17 protein-coding genes and 1 pseudogene are annotated in these 17,822 nt (G+C 65.1%); 9 read left to right on the forward strand and 9 right to left on the reverse strand.

What is annotated here, in order from left to right:
• Positions 1 to 116: 116 nt before the first annotated feature.
• A complete protein-coding gene (locus tag YU9_RS0126595) occupies positions 117 to 533 on the forward strand; it encodes a DUF2946 family protein (RefSeq protein WP_027575532.1) in 417 nt (138 codons plus the stop codon).
• A 145-nt stretch (positions 534 to 678) separates the two neighbouring features.
• On the forward strand, positions 679 to 3,048 hold the full coding sequence (locus YU9_RS0126600; RefSeq protein WP_027575533.1) for a TonB-dependent receptor: 2,370 nt from the start codon (positions 679 to 681) through the stop codon (positions 3,046 to 3,048).
• A 228-nt stretch (positions 3,049 to 3,276) separates the two neighbouring features.
• On the opposite strand, the gene YU9_RS0126605 is transcribed toward YU9_RS0126600, so the two are convergent.
• From YU9_RS0126605 to YU9_RS0126615, 3 genes and pseudogenes are all read right to left on the reverse strand, one after another.
• On the reverse strand, positions 3,277 to 3,792 hold the full coding sequence (locus YU9_RS0126605) for a GNAT family N-acetyltransferase (RefSeq protein WP_027575534.1): 516 nt from the start codon (positions 3,790 to 3,792) through the stop codon (positions 3,277 to 3,279).
• A 55-nt stretch (positions 3,793 to 3,847) separates the two neighbouring features.
• Positions 3,848 to 3,994 (reverse strand): annotated as a pseudogene (locus YU9_RS48140) (glycosyl transferase); the annotation flags it as partial.
• A gap of 134 nt (positions 3,995 to 4,128) precedes the next feature.
• A complete protein-coding gene (locus YU9_RS0126615) occupies positions 4,129 to 4,620 on the reverse strand; it encodes an NUDIX domain-containing protein (RefSeq protein ID WP_027575536.1) in 492 nt (163 codons plus the stop codon).
• Between the two features lie 93 nt (positions 4,621 to 4,713).
• Between YU9_RS0126615 and YU9_RS0126620 the strand changes: the two genes are divergently transcribed.
• Entirely contained in the window at positions 4,714 to 5,598 is an 885-nt protein-coding gene (locus YU9_RS0126620) for a metallophosphoesterase (RefSeq protein WP_027575537.1), read from the forward strand.
• Positions 5,599 to 5,719: 121 nt separating this feature from the next.
• On the opposite strand, the gene YU9_RS0126625 is transcribed toward YU9_RS0126620, so the two are convergent.
• From YU9_RS0126625 to YU9_RS0126635, 3 genes are all read right to left on the reverse strand, one after another.
• On the reverse strand, positions 5,720 to 6,274 hold the full coding sequence (locus YU9_RS0126625) for a hypothetical protein (protein ID WP_027575538.1): 555 nt from the start codon (positions 6,272 to 6,274) through the stop codon (positions 5,720 to 5,722).
• Between the two features lie 197 nt (positions 6,275 to 6,471).
• Positions 6,472 to 6,684, reverse strand: coding sequence for a hypothetical protein (locus tag YU9_RS0126630; RefSeq protein ID WP_027575539.1), 213 nt, complete (start codon positions 6,682 to 6,684; stop codon positions 6,472 to 6,474).
• A 32-nt stretch (positions 6,685 to 6,716) separates the two neighbouring features.
• Positions 6,717 to 8,348 (reverse strand): isocitrate lyase, encoded by a 1,632-nt coding sequence (locus YU9_RS0126635; RefSeq protein ID WP_027575540.1) that lies wholly within the window; start codon positions 8,346 to 8,348, stop codon positions 6,717 to 6,719.
• A gap of 223 nt (positions 8,349 to 8,571) precedes the next feature.
• Here YU9_RS0126635 and YU9_RS0126640 point away from each other — a divergent pair, with 223 nt between their 5' ends.
• A complete protein-coding gene (locus YU9_RS0126640; protein ID WP_027575541.1) occupies positions 8,572 to 10,017 on the forward strand; it encodes a short-chain fatty acyl-CoA regulator family protein in 1,446 nt (481 codons plus the stop codon).
• A 194-nt stretch (positions 10,018 to 10,211) separates the two neighbouring features.
• On the opposite strand, the gene YU9_RS49210 is transcribed toward YU9_RS0126640, so the two are convergent.
• Positions 10,212 to 10,505, reverse strand: a complete 294-nt coding sequence (locus tag YU9_RS49210) for an antibiotic biosynthesis monooxygenase (protein ID WP_027575542.1) — start codon at positions 10,503 to 10,505, stop codon at positions 10,212 to 10,214.
• A gap of 346 nt (positions 10,506 to 10,851) precedes the next feature.
• On the opposite strand from YU9_RS49210, the gene YU9_RS0126655 reads away from it, so the two are divergent.
• Both YU9_RS0126655 and YU9_RS0126660 read left to right on the forward strand, forming a co-directional pair.
• Positions 10,852 to 11,652 carry a hypothetical protein gene (locus YU9_RS0126655; RefSeq protein ID WP_027575544.1) on the forward strand — a complete coding sequence of 267 codons (801 nt, stop codon included), beginning with the start codon at positions 10,852 to 10,854 and terminating at the stop codon, positions 11,650 to 11,652.
• 176 nt (positions 11,653 to 11,828) lie between these two features.
• The gene (locus YU9_RS0126660) at positions 11,829 to 12,188 is read left to right on the forward strand and encodes a hypothetical protein (protein ID WP_027575545.1); all 360 of its coding nucleotides are present in this window, start codon (positions 11,829 to 11,831) and stop codon (positions 12,186 to 12,188) included.
• 238 nt (positions 12,189 to 12,426) lie between these two features.
• Here the strand turns inward: YU9_RS0126660 and YU9_RS0126665 are convergent, their stop codons facing one another.
• Both YU9_RS0126665 and htpX read right to left on the reverse strand, forming a co-directional pair.
• Positions 12,427 to 13,068 carry a tetratricopeptide repeat protein gene (locus tag YU9_RS0126665; protein ID WP_027575546.1) on the reverse strand — a complete coding sequence of 214 codons (642 nt, stop codon included), beginning with the start codon at positions 13,066 to 13,068 and terminating at the stop codon, positions 12,427 to 12,429.
• Between the two features lie 134 nt (positions 13,069 to 13,202).
• Positions 13,203 to 14,150 (reverse strand): zinc metalloprotease HtpX, encoded by a 948-nt coding sequence (gene htpX / locus YU9_RS0126670; protein WP_027575547.1) that lies wholly within the window; start codon positions 14,148 to 14,150, stop codon positions 13,203 to 13,205.
• A 275-nt stretch (positions 14,151 to 14,425) separates the two neighbouring features.
• Between htpX and YU9_RS0126675 the strand changes: the two genes are divergently transcribed.
• The 3 genes from YU9_RS0126675 to YU9_RS0126685 all read left to right on the forward strand — a co-directional run bounded on the left by YU9_RS0126675 (position 14,426) and on the right by YU9_RS0126685 (position 17,801).
• Positions 14,426 to 15,727: a lytic murein transglycosylase gene (locus YU9_RS0126675; protein WP_027575548.1), complete on the forward strand. Its 1,302-nt coding sequence runs from the start codon at positions 14,426 to 14,428 to the stop codon at positions 15,725 to 15,727.
• 290 nt (positions 15,728 to 16,017) lie between these two features.
• Positions 16,018 to 16,521, forward strand: a complete 504-nt coding sequence (locus tag YU9_RS0126680) for a DUF1993 family protein (protein ID WP_027575549.1) — start codon at positions 16,018 to 16,020, stop codon at positions 16,519 to 16,521.
• A 179-nt stretch (positions 16,522 to 16,700) separates the two neighbouring features.
• Entirely contained in the window at positions 16,701 to 17,801 is a 1,101-nt protein-coding gene (locus YU9_RS0126685) for an alkene reductase (RefSeq protein WP_027575550.1), read from the forward strand.
• Positions 17,802 to 17,822: the final 21 nt, after the last annotated feature.

Genomic DNA, 17,822 nt, shown 5'->3' on the forward strand with positions numbered 1-17,822 from the left:
GGCCTGCATGCGCCGATCGGCTCGCGGTTGACATCGGCAGACTGGTCGGGCGATGTTACACTATAACATCGCGGCGTCCTGGGATTGACGCCCCGATGTGGGGGTAGCGTTTCCAGATGAAGTGGTTCCGGTCGAATAGCAGGCACGGTGCCCGGCTCGCGTTGTTCGCGATGCTGGTGCAGTTCGCGCTGACGTTCGGCCACAGCCACTGGTTCGCGCAGGCCGCGCCCCTTGCCCAATCCTCAGCCCAGCAGACCGACGGCGCCAAGGATAGCGCCAAGGGCGTGGCTGCGATCGACCGCGCCGCGGTCCAGAAGCAATCGCCCGCCGGCCCGGACCGGGAGCAGCCGGGCGAGGACAATTGCGCGATCTGCGCCGTCGTCGCGATGGCGGGTGCCGTCGTGTTCGCGACACCGCCCGTGCTGCTGCTGCCGCAGGCGATCGAGCTGCTCCACCGCACCACCGATGCGGAATTTCTCCATCTGAAATCGGCCGGCACCGCGTTCCAGCCCCGCGCGCCTCCCGCGTCCTGAGTTCCAACGTTTGATCACGCCCAGCCTCGCCGGACGCCGGCGAATGAATGGGAGAAGTTGAAGTCGAATTCCGTCGCGCTGCGACGGCAGGCCGCCTCCGATCAGCCGACCATCATTCGGACCGCGCCTGAGTGGAATCAGGACCATGTCATTTCAATTGCGACGCGCGCAGCGCCTTGGCGGAGCAAGCCTGCTCCTGCTCGGCGCCGCCGCCACATCTGCGCTCGCCCAAGACTCGGCGCAGGACAAATCGTCGACCGAGATCCCCGCCGTCACCGTGACCGCTCCGAGCCCCATCGTGCGCAGAGCGGTGGTGCCGTCGCGCAGCGCGGGCCGCGGCACGCGGACCGCGCGGGTGCGCAGCCGCCAACAGACGGCGGAAGCCGCGCCGGCACCCCCAGTGCCCGCCGCGCCTCAGCAGGGCGTGCTGCCTGTTGTGACCAACCAGTTCGCCACCGTCACCGTGGTGCCGAACGAGGAGATCCGCCGCGAGGGCGGCGGACAGCTCGGCGATCTCCTGTTCTCCAAGCCCGGCATCACCGGGTCGAGCTTCGCGCCCGGCGCATCCAGCCGGCCGATCATCAGGGGTCTCGACGTCAACCGCGTCGGCATCGTGGAGAACGGCACCAATGCCGGCGGTGCCTCCGACCTCGGCGAGGATCATTTCGTCCCGATCGATCCGCTCGCAACCAATCAGATCGAGGTGGTGCGCGGACCGGCGGCGCTGCGCTACGGCTCGACCTCGATCGGCGGCGTCGTCAGCGCCACCAACAACCGGATTCCGGATGCGCTGCCCTCCTGCGCGCCGTCGTTCCAAACCTACGGCCTGCCGACCAAGGCCCCGCTCGCGAGCGCCGCGACGGCGCCTTGCGTCACCGCCGAGACACGCACCGCCTTCAGCTCGGTCGACCGCGGCGTCGAAAGCGGCGTGCTGCTCGACACCGGCGGCGGCAATTTTGCCTTCCACGCCGACGCCTACGGCCGCACGACGTCCGACTATTACATTCCGAGCTATCCATACCTGTTCGACCAGACACGGCCAATCGGCAATCGCCAGCCGAACTCGGCAACGCGGTCGGATGGCGCGTCGATCGGCGGGTCCTACTTTTTCACGGGCGGCTTCATCGGCGCGTCGATCACGCAAAACGATTCGCTCTATCATATCCCCGGCATCGATGGCGCCGACCACCGGACCCGCATCGATGCGCATCAGACCAAGATCAACGTAAAGGGCGAATATCGCCCGGATGGCGCTGCGATCGATGCGATCCGTTTCTGGGCTGGCGCCACCAACTACCGTCACAACGAGCTGGGTCTCGCCGATACCGCCGATCCGACGACCGATGGTGTCCGCCAGACCTTCGCCAATCGGGAAGAGGAGATCCGCATCGAAACGCAGCTGATGCCGTTCAACGCCCGCTTTGCCGAGGTGACGACTGCGTTCGGCTTTCAGGCAGGCCATCAGGAGTTGACTGCGCCGAGTCCGGACGATCCCGGCTCGCTGTTCAATGGATTGTGGGACCCGAACCGCAACTACCGCGTGGCCGGCTACGTCTTCAACGAGTTCAAGTTCAGTGAACAGACGAGAGCGCAGGTCGCCGGCCGCATCGAGCATGTCGAGTTGCACGGCTCGACGCCGGATTTCCCGGCGGATTTCCTGCCCGACGGCAGTCCTCAAACGAGCATCGTCCGCAATCCGTCCTTCACGCCCAAGAGCGGCAGCATCGGCCTGCTCCAGGACCTGCCTGGCGGCATGGTCGGCAGCATCACCGCGCAATATGTCGAGCGCGCACCGAAACCGGCCGAGCTGTTCTCACGCGGCGGCCACGATGCGACCGCGACCTTCGATATCGGCAATCCGAACCTCACCATCGAGACCGCCAAGTCCGTCGAGCTCGGCGTGCGCAAGGCGACGGGACCGCTCCGCTTCGAAGCGACCGTCTACTACACGCATTTCGACAATTTCATCTATCGCCGCCTCACCGGCGTGATGTGCGATGGCGATTTCGCCTCATGCGGTGCGCCCGACGCCGAGTTGAACCAGGCGGTCTATTCGCAGCGCAACGCGAACTTCCGCGGCGGCGAGTTCCAGTCGCAGATCGATATCGGCGCGTTCCAGGGCGGCATCTGGGGCATCGAGAACCAGCTCGACGTGGTCCGCGCCACCTTCAGCGACGGCACCAACGTGCCGCGCATTCCGCCGGTGCGCATGGGCGGCGGCGTGTTCTGGCGCGACGACAACTGGCTGATGCGGATCAACCTGTTGCATGCCTTCGCGCAGAACAACGTCGCGGTGATCGCGGAGACGCCGACGGCGGGCTACAATTTGCTGAAGGCGGAGGTGAGCTACAAGACCAAGCTCAATCCAAATCCGTTCGGCGCGCGCGAAATGCTGGTCGGCCTCGTCGGCAACAACCTGCTCAACGAGAACATCCGCAACTCGGTGTCCTACACCAAGGACGAGGTGCTGATGCCCGGCATCGGCGTCAGGGCATTCGCGAACTTCAAGTTCTAGTTTCGAGCCAGTCGGGGCCTGCGGGCCCCGACGCACCTCGCCCTGGGCGCTTCAGCGTAATCCGGGCCTGCACCGCTGTCTCCACACCGTCATTGCGAGCGCAGCGAAGCAATCCAGACCGTCACTGCGGAAAGATTCTGGATTGCTTCGCTGCGCTCGCAATGACGGAGTATGAAGAGCGGCTGCCGCTCTTCCAATTCACGGCGTAGTAGCCCGGATGCTTCTGCCCTAGCCCCGCGCCTTGCTCCAGTCGGGCATGACCTGTCCCGAGACGCCCTCGAAGGCGCCGTCGACGAGCTCGAACACGAGGATGCGGGCGGCGTCGACGGGGCCCGGCATGGTGACGCGGCCCTTGGGGACCGGCTTGAAGCCGGCGCGGCTGTAATAGGGCTCGTCGCCGACCAGGAGCACGAGGCGATGACCTTTTTCCCTGGCGTCCTTCAGCGCGCGCTCCATCAACAGACGGCCGATGCCGCGGTCGCGGAACGGCGGCTCAACCGTGAGCGGCCCAAGCAGCAGCGCGGGCGTCTCGCCAATCAGGATCGGCAACTGCCTGACCGAGCCGACCAGAAGCGTGCCGATGCGGGCGGTGAAGGACAATTCGAGCAGATGATCGACGTGCTCGCGAATCCGGTAGGCGCTCAGCACGAAGCGGCCGGGACCGAAGGTACGTTCGTGCAGCCGCTCGATCGCCTGGGCGTCGCCGGCGGCCTCGGGAAGGATGGTCAGTGAGAGATCGTTCATGTCGATTTGCGGGATAGCACCTGAATGGACCGCGGTCCATCGGGCAGCGGGGCGCTCAGTTCCTTTTCAACGCCGGCTGGGACAGGTAGGCCAGCATCTTCATCTCCCGCCGCCCTCGCGTGACCGTGTCGAGCACGAGCCCCGACGACACCAACAGCGGGGCCAAGATCACCAAGCCCATCGACAGCACGGCGGTCGGCATCGGGTTATGGCACGGCAAGCGGATCGGGTCCTGCCATTCAGCGAACGCGATCTGCTTCATCTTGCCTTCGAAATAGCCGTCGTAGTCCAATGCAGAATTGGTGTTGAGCCCACCGAGCGCTTTACAGGCCGCCCTCAGCGCCACGTCGCAATCAGGGGCTTGCCGTCAAGCACTTCCGCGATCCGCAGCCGCGTGCCGGGCGTGGTGCCCCTGGGCAGCGCGGTGATGGCGAAGAAGCCGCATTCGACGATCTCGCGGTTGGGCTCGGGCGGGCGGTCCTGCGTGAATTGCCTGACTACGTAGACCGCGACGTGGTCGCGGCGGGAGACGTGACTGTTGAGGAAGATGCCGTGCAAGACCGCCTCACCGGTGAGATCGATATCGCCCTCCTCCTTGAGCTCGCGCCGCAGCGCCTCTTCCATGGCCTCGCCGAGATCGACGCCGCCGCCCGGCAAATACCAGCCGCTGACGTAACTGTGCCTGACCAGGAACACGCGATTGTCGGCATCCAGCACCACGGCGCGGACGCCGAGCGTCATGCCGCGGACGAGCAGGAAATAGACGTGGAAGATTCGCCGCAGCAACGGCTCGAATTTCCGTCGGACCCGGTTCAGACGTTCTCCCATCAAGCTTCCTTTGCCGCTCCGTTTCAGACCCTGCTTGCGCGTTCGTCGCGACCTTGCCATTACAGCGGAGCAATAGCGAGGCAATCGCGCGCCATGGCCCCCTTCACGCTCGCCCATCTGTCCGACCCGCATCTAGCGCCCTTGCCGAAGCCGCGGCTGATCGAGCTCGCCGGCAAGCGCGCGCTCGGCTATGTCAACTGGACGCGCAACCGCCACAAGTACCAGCGCCGCGAGGTTCTCGACGCGCTGGTCGCCGACATGAAGGCGCAGGCGCCCGACCACATCGCGGTGACCGGCGATCTCGTCAACCTCGCGCTGGAGGCGGAATTCGCGCCGGCCCTGGCCTGGCTCGAAAGCGTCGGTCGGCCCGACCGCGTGACCGCGATTCCCGGCAATCACGACGCCTATGTCAGCGCGACGCGTCATCGCTTCGGCGAGACGTTCCTGCACTACATCGCCGCGGACACGCCTGGCGCCGCGGCCTTTCCCGCCGTGCGCCGGCGCGGGCCGCTGGCGCTGATCAGCCTGTCCACGGCGGTGCCGACCCTGCCGCTGATGGCGACGGGCACGCTCGGACGCGATCAGCTCGCCGCGCTCGCAGAGGTCCTCGAACGGCTCGCCGCGGAGGACGTCTTCCGCGTGCTGCTGGTGCATCATCCGCTGAAGTCCAGCGCACGCCAGAAGCGGATGACGGACGCGCCGGAATTGCTGGCGCTCTTGAAGCATCACGGCGTCGAGCTGGTCCTGCACGGGCACGACCACATTCATTCGACGATGTGGTTCGAGGGCCCCAACGGCAATATTCCCGCGCTCGGCGTGCCCTCGGCCTCCGCGCTCGCGCACGGACGCTATCCCGCGGCGGCGTATAATCTGTTCAGAATCGAGAAGGACAATGCCGGCTGGCGCTGCGAGCAGACGGTGCGGAGCCTCGGGGCTGGATTTCAGATCGGGCAGATCAAGCATGCAAGGTTGATCTGAGGTCACGCCGTCATTCCGGGGCGGCTCGAAGAGCCGAACTCCGGTGCGCCCTTGCGCACCTGAGAATCTCGAGATTCCGGGTTCGCGCTTCGCGCGCCCCGGAATGACGACGGAAAGAAATTCACCAGCTCCGCAGCGCCGCCAGGACGGCCACCCCGAACAACGCGGCAGCGCCGAGCACGAAGCCGAACACGAACGGCCAGAGGCGCGAGCGGCGCGGCGGCGGCGCCGCCTCGGTCTTCGGTTCGGACGGGACCACCATCGCACGCTCGCGCTCGATCATGCGGCGCGCGACATAGTCGGTGACGGCATCGACGATCACAGCGGTGTCGTGCGATTCGGCGAGCACGATGCGGCCGAAGCGGGTGTCCTGGACGAAGCGGTACATCCGCTTGTCGCGCCCCATCACGATGTGGGCGACGACGTCGATCCACAGTCGCGGCGTATCGCCCTGGCTGATGCCGCGATCGAACAGGTCGATCTTATCAGGCACCTGGGCGAACAGCGGGTCGAGTGCGTCGTTGAGGATCTCGAGCCGCGCCACCTCGGCGTCGCGCAAATCGACGACGACGCCGGTTCGGTCGGCGGCCTCGATCCGCGCGCGCAGCAGCGCATCGCGCAGCCGCACCGGGCGCGGCTGGCCGGGAGGGGTCCCGCTGGTCTCGGGCTCTGACATCGTCGGCCTCGTCCTCGACTTTCCGTAATTAACCTATCAGCAACCACACCCTCCGCAAAGGCCCACAATTCCAGATACTTACGGCGCCCACAGCCGTTTCACCTGTACCAAAAACAGACGATCCCACCCAGGCGAGAAGCCTGGATGGGACCATCCGTCCTTGGACGTCTTCTTAATTCAGCTCGGCAGCCGCCTGATCAGGCTGCCGGGGCGCGCTGCGGCTCTTCCACGATCGAGAAGCGGACGCCGGCCTTGTGGCGGCTCTCTTCCGACACCTCGCGCCAGCAGTCCTCGGCTTCCTTGCGGGACTTGAACGGACCTTTGACCTGGGCCGAGCCTTCCACGAGCTTGTGGAAGTTCATCGAACCGAACTCGCCGCCGATCACCCAGAAATTGCTGCCTTTGGTCATTGTCAGTCTCCTGATGAGAGTAGCGTGGTTCGTTAGCCGAACTGGTTCATGGTGTTGTGGACGCCGCCCGCCTTCAGGGCAGCTTCACCCGCGAAGTACTCCTTGTGGTCGTCGCCGATGTCGGAGCCGGCCATGTTCTGGTGCTTCACGCAGGCGATGCCCTGACGGATCTCGGCGCGCTGGACGTTCTTGACGTAGCCCAGCATGCCCTGCTCGCCGAAATACTCGCGGGCGAGATTGTCGGTGGACAGCGCGGCCGTGTGATAGGTCGGCAGCGTGATCAGGTGGTGGAAGATGCCGGCGCGCTTGGCCGAATCCGCCTGGAAGGTGCGGATGCGCTCGTCGGCTTCCTTCGCCAGCGGCGTATCGTCGTACTCCGCCTTCATCAGCTCGGCACGGTTGTACTTGCTGACGTCCTGGCCCGCTTCCTTCATCGCGTCGTAGACCTGCCAACGGAAGTTGAGGGTCCAGTTGAACGACGGCGAGTTGTTGTAGGCGAGCTTGGCGTTCGGCACCACCTTGCGGATGCGGTCGACCATGCTGGCGATCTGCTCGATATGCGGCTTCTCGGTCTCGATCCAGAGCAGGTCGGCGCCGTTCTGCAGCGAGGTGATGCAATCGAGCACGCAGCGGTCCGCACCGGTGCCGGGACGGAACTGGTAGAGGTTGGAGGGCAGCCGCTTCGGACGCATCATCTTGCCGTTGCGGTTGATGATGACGTCGCCGTTGCGGGCGTTCTCCGGCGTGACTTCCTCGCAATCGAGGAAGCTGTTGTACTGGTCGCCGATGTCGCCGGGCTTGTGGCTGACGGCGATCTGCTGCGTGAGGCCGGCGCCGAGCGAGTCGGTGCGGGTCACGACGATGCCGTCTTCGACGCCAAGCTCGAGGAAGGCGTGGCGGCAGGCGCGGATCTTCGCCAGGAAGACCTCATGCGGGACGGTGACCTTGCCGTCCTGGTGACCGCACTGCTTCTCGTCCGAGACCTGGTTCTCGATCTGCAGCGCGCAGGCGCCCGCTTCGATCATCTTCTTGGCGAGCAGATAGGTCGCCTCCGCGTTGCCGAAGCCGGCATCGATGTCGGCGATGACGGGCACGACATGGGTCTGGAAGTTGTCGATCTTCTCGATCAGCTCCTTCTCACGGATCTTGTCGCCTTCCTTGCGCGCCTTGTCGAGTGCGCGGAAGATGTCATTGAGCTCGCGCGAGTCCGCCTGACGCAGGAAGGTGTAGAGTTCCTCGATCAGGGCCGGCACCGAGGTCTTCTCGTGCATCGACTGGTCGGGCAGCGGACCGAACTCGGAGCGCAGCGCCGCGATCATCCAGCCCGAGAGATAGAGGTAGGTGCGATCGGTCTTGCCGAAGTGCTTCTTGACCGAGATCAGCTTCTGCTGGGCGATGAAGCCGTGCCAGCAGCCCAGCGACTGCGTGTACTTGGTGGGGTCGTTGTCATAGGCGGCCATGTCGGCCCGCATCAATGCCGCGGTGTAGCGGGCGACGTCGAGGCCGGTCTTGAAGCGGTTCTGCAGGCGCATGCGTGCGACGGCCTCGGCCGTCACCCCGTTCCAGGTCGGCTTGGTCTCGAGGAGCGCCTGGGCCGCCTCGATCTCGCTCTGATACGAGGCCGGGCGCTGGAGCGCGTTGATGCCACGGGGCTGATAATTCATTTGCCTGATCCTTTCACTGGCGATGGCTTGCCATCGACATTATTGACAGTGCATTGCGATATGCGTGCCAGGAGCTAAACGCGAAAACAGAAACTTCGTACAGAGGCCTTGTTTTTTATTGGTGATGTCATGTAACATCGGAACATGTAACAGATGTTATTTTGTAAATTTTGTAAATTTAGGTCAGCAGGGCTACCCCTTGAAGGTTGTGGAGATCTGAGAAATGCCCGCCGATTCCGGCAAGAAACTCTTCGTCGGTCCCCGCTTCCGGCGGATCCGGCAGCAATTGGGGCTGTCGCAGACCCAGATCGCCGAGGGGCTCGGGATCTCGCCGAGCTATGTCAACCTGATCGAGCGCAACCAGCGCCCGGTCACGGCGCAGATCCTGCTGCGGCTGGCCGAGACCTACGACCTCGACCTGCGCGACCTCGCGACCGCCGACGAGGACCGCTTCTTCGCCGAGCTGAACGAGATCTTCTCCGATCCCCTGTTCCGCCAGATCGACGTGCCCAAGCAGGAGCTGCGCGACCTCGCCGAGCTCTGCCCCGGCGTCACCCATGCGCTGCAGCGGCTCTATGCGGCCTATGCCGAGGCCCGGCAGGGCGAGACGCTGGCCGCTGCGCAGATGGCCGACCGCGACGTCGGCACGCGCTACGAGGCCAATCCGGTCGAGCGCGTGCGCGAGCTGATCGAGGCGAACCGCAACTATTTCCCGGAGCTTGAGCAGGCCGCGGAAAACCTGCGCGACGAACTGAACGTGCCGGCCGAAGGGCTCTATGCGGCGCTCGTTGCGCGATTGCGCGAAAAGCACTCGATCCAGACCCGCATCATGCCTGTCGACGTGATGCGCGAGACGCTCAGGCGTTTCGACCGCCACCGCCGCCAGCTCTTGATCTCCGAGCTGGTCGACCCGCCCGGCCGCGCATTTCAACTCGCCTTCCAGCTGGGCCTAGGCGAATGCGCGCAAGCCCTGGAGACCATCATCGGCCGCGCCGGACCGCTCGACGACGCGCCGCGGCGGCTGTTCCGCATCACGCTCGGCAATTACTTCGCAGCAGCCGTGATGATGCCCTACCCCGCATTCCTCGCCGCCGCCGAAGCACTCAACTACGACATCCACGTGCTGGCGCAGCGCTTCAATTCCGGCTTCGAGCAGGTCTGCCACCGCCTCACAACCCTGCAGCGGCCGAACGCGCGCGGCATTCCGTTCTTCCTGCTCCGCGTCGACAATGCCGGCAATGTCTCCAAGCGCTTCTCGTCCGGCACATTCCCGTTCTCGAAATTCGGCGGCACCTGTCCGCTGTGGAACGTGCACTCGACCTTCGATACGCCGGACCGCCTGCTCAAGCAGGTGATCGAGCTGCCCGACGGCACGCGCTATTTCTCGATCGCGCAGATGGTGCGTCGCCCCGTGGCGCCGCATCCGCTGCCGCAGCCGCGCTTTGCCATCGGCCTCGGCTGCGAGATCCGTCACGCCGCCCGCCTGACCTACGCCGCGGGCATGGACCTGGAAAAGACCGAGGGCACGCCGATCGGCGTCAACTGCCGCCTCTGCGAGCGCGAGAACTGCGCCCAGCGCGCCGAACCGCCGATCACGCGCACGTTGATTTTGGATGAGACGACGAGAAGGGTGTCGAGCTTTGCGTTCTCGAATGCGAGGGAGTTGTGAGGGGGAGCCGTCCGGCACTGCTTCGCGTTTGGCGTGAGGAGCCCGCCACATCACCGCTGTCATGCTCCGCGAAAGCGGGGCATCCAGTACGCCGCGGCCCATCGGCTCTATCGCTGCCGTCACGGAGTACTGGATCGCCCGGTCAAGCCGGGCGATGACAGCGGAGGATGCGGCCCGACTGATCCGCACAACTCCTACGCCAGCGTATGCACGATCACCGGCCCAGCGGCGGCACTCGCATGCCCGGCGAGCAACGGGCCGAGATCCTTCTCGATCCAGGCGATCGCGCGCTTGTTCGCTTCCTCCGCCTGCTCGAACTTGTCGAAGATCGAGATCGCGGTGACCGTGTCGTCGCCGGCATAGACGACGTAATAGGCGCGGAAACCATCGACGTCGCTGATGATCGGAACGGCACCGTCCTTGATGCGGCGCGCCAGCTCTTCCGCACTCCCGCTTTTCGCCTTGGCCTGACGGATGGCGGCATACATGGCATCCTCCTTCCGGCTGTCTGAAGCTTGGTGGTGCTCAACCTACACCCGATAGCCGATCCCGTCATCCTGAGGCGCGAGGCCTGCGGTGCGGAGCACCGCAGGGAGAGCCTCGAAGGATGCACGGCCCCGATGCAGCCGGGCCGTAAGAAGCGGCCACCTCAGGATGACGGGGACGGACTGGCGCCCGCGCTCGGCCTTGGTTAACCCGATCCTAATCCGCCTCCACGATCTGCAACCAGGGATTAAGCACGCCTCAACATCGGTGCCTTAGTCTCGCCGCACTCACTTTTCGCAAACAACGGCGGCCTATTGTGCCGGGCGAAGTGACATCAGGGGGTTCATCATGCGCATTGCGTTGCTGCTGACCGCAACCATCGTCGGCGCGCTCTTCGCCAATCCATCCCATGCCGGATCGCTCGATGCTGAGGCGGCGCCGTCGCTGCCGCCGGGCTTCCAGAGCTACCGCGGCTACATGTTCGACCTGTCGGAGAACTCCGACCGCAAGGACGTCGACAAGCTCACCGACAATCTGAAGCAGCAGATCGACACCGTCGAAGCGGCCGGCCTGTCGCCGCGCGTGCTGCGCTTCTTCCGCACCGTGCCGATCATCGCGAGCGAGCTCGCCTGCCTCGACGAAGGCGCCGCAACCGCCTGCTACGGCCGCGTCGCTCCCAACGTCGAGCGCCGCGTGCCGCGGTCGCTGACGGTGTGGGACCACGACAAGCAGCGCTGGACCAATCCGAACGCCGTCGACCTCGCGGTCGATTCGGGGCTCGGCGTGATCATGCTGCGGCCGGACATGATGCGCTACGAGAAGGAGGCCGTGCTGCTGCACGAGCTCCTGCACGCCTATCACGCGCGGCTGCTGCCGGACGGCTACGCCAACAAGGGCGTGATCGCCTATTACGCCCTTGCCAAGTCCAAGGACCTGTTGCCCAAGGAAGCCTATGCGATGAAGAATCCCATGGAATTCTTTGCGGTGACCGCCAGCATCTTCCTGGCCGGAAAGAGCGAATTCCACGACCCCAAGTCGCGCGAGGCGCTCAAGGAGAAGATGCCGGACTATTACAAATACCTGGTCGGCGTGTTCGGCTTCGATCCCGAGCCGGCGGTGTCGAACGGCCCGGTGGCCTCGCTGAAGTGAGGCGGACCTAGCGTCTTCTCAAGCCAAGCCAGCCAAAAGGGCCGCGCGAAATGCGCGGCTTTCTTGTTTTGTCGGCCGGAAGCTGCGGATGACGCGCCGGTGGGAATTGCCAAGGCGGGGCCCGATCTGCATAGTCCCGCCCGCATCGATAGCTTTTTCGGAGAGGATAAGAGAACATGGCGGACGCCGACCTGGATGTCGTGATCCGGCAACTGGCCAGACAGCTGCATACGGGCCTGATGACCCGCGCCAAGGAGCGGCGGGATCGCTTCAACAGCCTTGCGGCCAAGGGCAAGGGCAAGGGCAAGGAGACCGGCGAGCGCTTCAAGATGATGGCCAAGGCCACCATGGAGCAGGCCGCCGCCGCCGCCAAGCGCCTGCAGATGTCCGCCGACAATGTCGCCGACAGCTACGCCCGCGCGATGCGGCTCGCCGCCAGCACGCCGGTTGCGGTGAAGGTGGAGAAGAAGGCCAAGGAAGAGAAGCCGGCGAAGAAGACCAAGGCGAAGAAAGCGAAAGCCAAGAAGACGAAGTAAGCGCTTTCTTCCTTCTCCCCTTGTGCGAGAAGGTGGCGCGAAGCGCCGGATGAGGGGTTGCTTCAGCAAACTAGACTGCGAAATTTTCACTCGCGGAGAGATACCCCTCACCCGTCTCGCTGCTCCGCCATAGCCGATGCGAAGCATCGGCATTCTTGAGAACGGCGGCCGAAGGCCGCCTATGCCACCCTCTCCCACAAGGGGAGAGGGTACAGCGGCGAATGCCGCTCTAGGTACGTCACCGCCTTGGAGCCGCCGCCTGGGTCGGCTCCGCACTTGCAAGTTCGGCGAGCTTGGCGCGCGCGGCCTCGCGCGCACGGCCGTCCTTGCCGGCGGGCAGAGCCAGCGCGGCCTCGAAATCGGCGCGGGCGTCGTCGAACTGGCCGCGGGCGAGGAACGCGAGACCGCGATCGAGACGGGCCTGCGCATCGGAGGGGTCGAGGCGGACCGCCGTGTTGTAGCTCAGGATGGCGCGGTCGAGATCCCCGGTGGCGGCAAGTGCGAGACCGCGCTGGTGATAGGGTGCGGCGAGCTTGGGATCATGCGCGATCGCCTCGTCGTAATCCGCAATGGCAAGCTCGAGGTCGCCGTTCTGCCGGCGCGCCAGCGCCCGGTCGCGATAGAGCGAGGCGCGGTTGGGATTGAGATGGATGGCCTCGTCGAAATCGGCGATCGCCCGCCTGAAGTCGCCGTGACGCAGCGCGATCCGCCCGCGCCCCTCATAGGCGAAGGCGATCAGCGAGCCCCGCAGCGGCGAGAAGCCGATCACGGCCGAGCAGATGTCGGGATCGTCCTCGTCGCCGCAATTGACCACCATGTGCGTGGACAGGCCGACGAGCACGCAAAGGACGATCAGCAATGGTACGGCAGCTCTGGTCATCTTCGACGGTGGCCGGCAGAGGGCCGGCCACGCATCCCCTTTCGAAGGAATGGTCACGTCGAGGTGTTAACACCGGCAGGGACGACCCTATGTGCGCCAGGTCACAAAGCCGGACCAAATCATCACCGGTTCCGTTAGCCCCAAGGTCCACGTGAGGGGCCACGCGAGGACGAGCGGCCCCAGGGACCGCGCGGCGGGTAGTTCTCGTTGGCGCCGACGGACGGCGCCGACCGCGTGCCGAGCTCGGCCGCGAGTTGCTGGAGGGCGGCGATGCGGTTCTGCGTCGAGGGATGGGTGGCGAACAGATTGTCCACGCCGTGGCCCGACAGCGGGTTGATGATGAACATGTGCGCGGTCGCGGGATTCCGCTCGGCCTCGTAGTTCGGCACCTGGAGCGCGGCGCCCTCGATCTTCACCAGCGCGGAGGCCAGCCACATCGGCTGTCCGACGATGCGCGCACCGAGATTGTCCGCAGCATATTCACGGGTGCGGCTGATCGCCATCTGCACCAGCATGGCGCCGAGCGGGGCGAGGATCATCATCAGGATCGAGCCGACGATGCCGAGACCATTGTTGTTGTCGCGATTGCCGCCGAAGAACATGCCGAACTGCGCGAGCATGGAAATGGCGCCCGCGATGGTCGCGGTGATGGTCATCAAGAGCGTGTCGTGATGCTTGATGTGCGCAAGCTCGTGCGCGATCACGCCGGCGAGCTCCTCGCGGCTGAGCTGGCGTACAAGACCGGTGGTGACGGCGACCGCAGCGTTTTCAGGATTGCGGCCGGTCGCGAATGCATTGGGCTGCATCTCATCCATCAGGAACACGCGCGGCATCGGCAAGCCAGCGCGGCCTGCAAGCTCGGCGACGAGCCCGACCAGTTCCGGCGCGGTCGAACGATCGACTTCGTGGGCGCCGTACATCGAGAGCACCATGCGGTCGGAGTTCCAATAGGTGAAGAGATTGGTCGCGGCGGCAATGACGAGCGCGATCATGGCGCCGGAGGCGCCACCGATCAGATAGCCGACGCCCATGAACAGAGCGGTCAGTCCTGCGAGCAGCATTGCGGTACGAAGATAATTCATGGCCGTCTCTCCTGGCCGGCCGCGGCCGCTGGAACGCCTGCAGGCCGGCAAGCCTGAGGTAGGGATGACCCCGGCCCGGGTGCAAGGTTTCCGGGTGCGTCGCGGAGCCGCGGCTATTGTGGAAGGCCGTCATTCCGGGGCGCCCGAAGGGCGAACCCGGAATCTCGAGATTCCGGGTTCGGTGCTACGCACCGCCCCGGAATGACGAAGGGAATGGCTCGGCCGCTTTCATTCCTTTACACTGCGGCAGATTCCTCCTCCCCTCCGGAAACCTCATGCTCCTGACCCGATGTGCGATCGCGACCATTGCTCTCGTCGCGTGCTCCTATGCTGCCTCCGCCCAGTTCGCACCGCCGCCCGCAAGGCCCGCCGCTCCCAAGGCCACCGCGCCCTCGCCGCGCGCGGCCTCGTGCCATAACGGCGCGAGCTTCGATCGCTTCCTGGCTGACGTGAAGCAACAGGCGTTGGCCGCCGGCGTCTCGCAGCGCGCGATCGCGGAGGCCTCGCCCTATCTCGTCTACGACCAGGGCATCGTCAACCGCGACCGCGGCCAGCGCGTGTTCGGCCAGCTCTTCACCGAGTTTGCCGGCCGCATGGCCGCGCCCTATCGCATGCAGAGCGGACAGCAGCACATCAAGCAATATGCGGCCGCGTTCGCGCGCGCCGAGAAGGAATATGGCGTACCGCCGGCCGTGATCGCCGCCTTCTGGGGCCTCGAGAGCGACTTCGGCGCCAACATGGGCAACCTGCCGACGCTGAAATCGCTGGTGTCGCTGGCCTATGACTGCCGCCGCTCCGAGATGTTCGTGAACGAGACCATCGCCGCGCTGAAGATCATCGATCGCGGCGATCTGCATCCCGACGAGATGATCGGCTCCTGGGCCGGCGAGCTCGGACAGACGCAATTCCTGCCCGTGCATTACGTCAACTACGCCGTCGATTATGACGGCGACGGACGGCGCGACCTCCTGCACTCGGGAGCCGATGTGATCGGCTCGACCGCGAACTACATCGCCACCGGATTGAAGTGGCGGCGCGGCGAGCCGTGGCTCGAGGAGATCAAGGTGCCGCCAAACCTGCCGTGGGAGAAGACCGATCTCACGGTGCGCGAGCCGCGCTCGACATGGGCGCAGTTGGGCGTGACTTATCCCGACGGACGGCCGCTGCCGAACGACAATCTGCCGGCCTCCGTGCTGCTGCCGATGGGACGCTTTGGGCCGGCCTTCATGGCATATGCGAATTTCGCGGCCTACACGGAGTGGAATAATTCGCTGATCTATTCGACCACGGCCGGCTATCTCGCCACCCGTATCGCAGGCGCGCCGCCGATGCGCAAACCTGCCGCGCCGGTCGCGCAGCTGCCGTTCAACGAGCTCAAGCAATTACAGCAGCTTCTGGTCCAGGCCGGCTTCAATGTCGGCAAGATCGACGGCGTGCTCGGCCAGCAGAGCCGCACTGCGGTGAAGGCGATGCAGATCAAGTACGGCCTGCCGGCGGATTCGTGGCCGACCGCCGAGTTGCTCGTCCGCATGCGCGGCAGCACGGCGCAAGTGCAGCCACAGGCGACGGTGCGGTAGTGGCCCATCCGTTGTCATGCCCCGGCTCGAGCGGGCATCCAGTACGCCGCGGCCCCTCGGCTCAATCAAACTGCCGCGGAATACTGGATCGCCCGGTCAGGCCGGGCGTTGGACAGCGAGAGTGTGGCGGTATGACAGAGAGCATGTAGTTCCGATGACAGCGGCCCGGGTCGGCCGATAGAATTTTCGCATCGCACAAGCCGCTTCCGCGATTGTATTTTTCCATGAGGCTCCCATGTGAGTAACTCAGGTTTTCTCCTGAGATTTCCCACCATTGAAGCGAGCATCACATGTCCTTCTACGACGCCGTCGTTCCCGCCTATTTGCAAATGCTGAACAGTTTGACCGGCCTGCTCACCAAAGCCGAGGCGCATTGCGCGGCGAAAAAGATCGACCCGAGCGTGTTGCTCGGCTCCCGCCTCTTCCCGGACATGCTGCCGCTGTCGAGGCAGATCCAGCTCGTCAGCGATTTCGCCACCAAGGGCTGCGCGCGCCTGACCCACAGCGACGTGCCCTCGACGCCGGACACCGAGACCAGCTTTGCGGAATTGAAGCAGCGGCTGGCGAAGACGATCGACTACGTGAAATCGTTCAAGCCCGAGCAGTTCGAGGGCGCCGAGAGCAAGGACGTCACCTTCCCGACCGGGCCTGATAAGACCACGACCCTGAAGGGCCAGCAATTCGTGACTGCGTTCTCGCTGCCGAATTTCTATTTCCACTGCGCGACCGCCCACGGCATCCTGCGTCACAACGGCGTCGAGATCGGCAAGCGCGATTTCATGGGCCTGAACTGATTTGCGCAATTTCACGGCCGCGTAGCGAAATTCTGCTGTCCCGGCCGAAATTGCACACGAATTATGCTGCGCGGTCCTTACCGCGCAGCTCGCCTGCACTTTCCGTATGGCTCATCCCTTGCGTCTGATGTCGCGATGCACAAGTGTTCCAGATCTCTCACCGCCTGGAAGCATTTCCCATGAGCCGTTCGACCAAATTGTTTGAGACCTACAAGCTCGGCCCGATCACGCTGGCCAACCGATTGGTCATGGCGCCGCTGACGCGCAACCGCGCCGTTCCCGGCACGTTCGTGCCCGGCGCACTCGCCGCCGATTACTACGGCCAGCGCGCCTCCGCAGGCCTCCTGGTCACCGAAGCGAGCCAGATTTCACAGCAAGGTCAGGGCTACCAGGACACGCCCGGCATCTACTCGAAGGACCAGGTCGCCGGCTGGCGCAAGGTCACCGACAAGGTCCATGAGCGCGGCGGCAAAATCTTCATCCAGCTCTGGCATGTCGGCCGCATCTCGCATGTCGATCTCCAGGCGAATGGCGCAGCTCCGGTGGCGCCAAGCGCAATCCGCGCCAAGGGCAAGACTTTCGTCAACGGCGGCTTCGCCGATGTCTCCGAGCCGCGCGCGCTCGAGCTCTCCGAAATTCCGGGCATTATCGACGACTTCAAGCGCGCCACCAGGAACGCGCTGGAAGCCGGCTTCGACGGCGTCGAGATCCACGGCGCCAACGGCTATCTGCTCGACCAGTTCGCACGGGATGGCGCCAACAAGCGCACCGACGCCTATGGCGGCTCGATCGAGAACCGCGCGCGGCTGATGCTGGAAGTCGCCAAGGCTGTTGCCACTGAGGCCGGCAGCGACCGCACCGGCATCCGCATCTCGCCGGTGACGCCGGCCAACGATCTCTCCGACAGCAACCCGCAACCGCTTTTCGACCACATCGTCGACGGCCTCAGCGCGCTGAAGCTGGTCTATCTCCACGTCGTCGAAGGCGCCACCGGCGGCCCGCGCGACATCGCGCCGTTCGACTATGCCTCCTTGCGCAAGCGCTTCTCCGGCGCCTACGTCGCCAACAACGGCTATGATGTCGACCTCGCAACCAAGGTGCTGGACGCGAACGCGGCCGATCTCATCGCCTTCGGCAAGCCGTTCATCTCCAACCCCGACTTGGTCGAGCGGCTGAAGCAGGGCGCAGGCCTGAACGACTGGGACAAGACCACCTTCTACGGCGGCGGCGCCAAGGGCTACACGGATTACCCGACGCTGGCGGCCGAGCCGGCGGAGTAGGGTTTCGCCCTCTCCGCCGTT

The sequence above is a fragment of the Bradyrhizobium sp. WSM1743 genome (genome assembly GCF_000473065.1).
Lineage (GTDB): Bacteria > Pseudomonadota > Alphaproteobacteria > Rhizobiales > Xanthobacteraceae > Bradyrhizobium.

What these genes read in the sequence shown, in the direction of transcription:
- YU9_RS0126595 (WP_027575532.1), top strand. Translation starts at nt 117, where the DNA reads ATGAAGTGGTTCCGGTCGAATAGCAGGCACGGTGCCCGGCTCGCGTTG.
- YU9_RS0126600 (WP_027575533.1), top strand. Translation starts at nt 679, where the DNA reads ATGTCATTTCAATTGCGACGCGCGCAGCGCCTTGGCGGAGCAAGCCTG.
- YU9_RS0126605 (WP_027575534.1), bottom strand. Translation starts at nt 3,792, where the DNA reads ATGAACGATCTCTCACTGACCATCCTTCCCGAGGCCGCCGGCGACGCC.
- YU9_RS0126615 (WP_027575536.1), bottom strand. Translation starts at nt 4,620, where the DNA reads ATGGGAGAACGTCTGAACCGGGTCCGACGGAAATTCGAGCCGTTGCTG.
- YU9_RS0126620 (WP_027575537.1), top strand. Translation starts at nt 4,714, where the DNA reads ATGGCCCCCTTCACGCTCGCCCATCTGTCCGACCCGCATCTAGCGCCC.
- YU9_RS0126625 (WP_027575538.1), bottom strand. Translation starts at nt 6,274, where the DNA reads ATGTCAGAGCCCGAGACCAGCGGGACCCCTCCCGGCCAGCCGCGCCCG.
- YU9_RS0126630 (WP_027575539.1), bottom strand. Translation starts at nt 6,684, where the DNA reads ATGACCAAAGGCAGCAATTTCTGGGTGATCGGCGGCGAGTTCGGTTCG.
- YU9_RS0126635 (WP_027575540.1), bottom strand. Translation starts at nt 8,348, where the DNA reads ATGAATTATCAGCCCCGTGGCATCAACGCGCTCCAGCGCCCGGCCTCG.
- YU9_RS0126640 (WP_027575541.1), top strand. Translation starts at nt 8,572, where the DNA reads ATGCCCGCCGATTCCGGCAAGAAACTCTTCGTCGGTCCCCGCTTCCGG.
- YU9_RS49210 (WP_027575542.1), bottom strand. Translation starts at nt 10,505, where the DNA reads ATGTATGCCGCCATCCGTCAGGCCAAGGCGAAAAGCGGGAGTGCGGAA.
- YU9_RS0126655 (WP_027575544.1), top strand. Translation starts at nt 10,852, where the DNA reads ATGCGCATTGCGTTGCTGCTGACCGCAACCATCGTCGGCGCGCTCTTC.
- YU9_RS0126660 (WP_027575545.1), top strand. Translation starts at nt 11,829, where the DNA reads ATGGCGGACGCCGACCTGGATGTCGTGATCCGGCAACTGGCCAGACAG.
- YU9_RS0126665 (WP_027575546.1), bottom strand. Translation starts at nt 13,068, where the DNA reads ATGACCAGAGCTGCCGTACCATTGCTGATCGTCCTTTGCGTGCTCGTC.
- htpX (WP_027575547.1), bottom strand. Translation starts at nt 14,150, where the DNA reads ATGAATTATCTTCGTACCGCAATGCTGCTCGCAGGACTGACCGCTCTG.
- YU9_RS0126675 (WP_027575548.1), top strand. Translation starts at nt 14,426, where the DNA reads ATGCTCCTGACCCGATGTGCGATCGCGACCATTGCTCTCGTCGCGTGC.
- YU9_RS0126680 (WP_027575549.1), top strand. Translation starts at nt 16,018, where the DNA reads ATGTCCTTCTACGACGCCGTCGTTCCCGCCTATTTGCAAATGCTGAAC.
- YU9_RS0126685 (WP_027575550.1), top strand. Translation starts at nt 16,701, where the DNA reads ATGAGCCGTTCGACCAAATTGTTTGAGACCTACAAGCTCGGCCCGATC.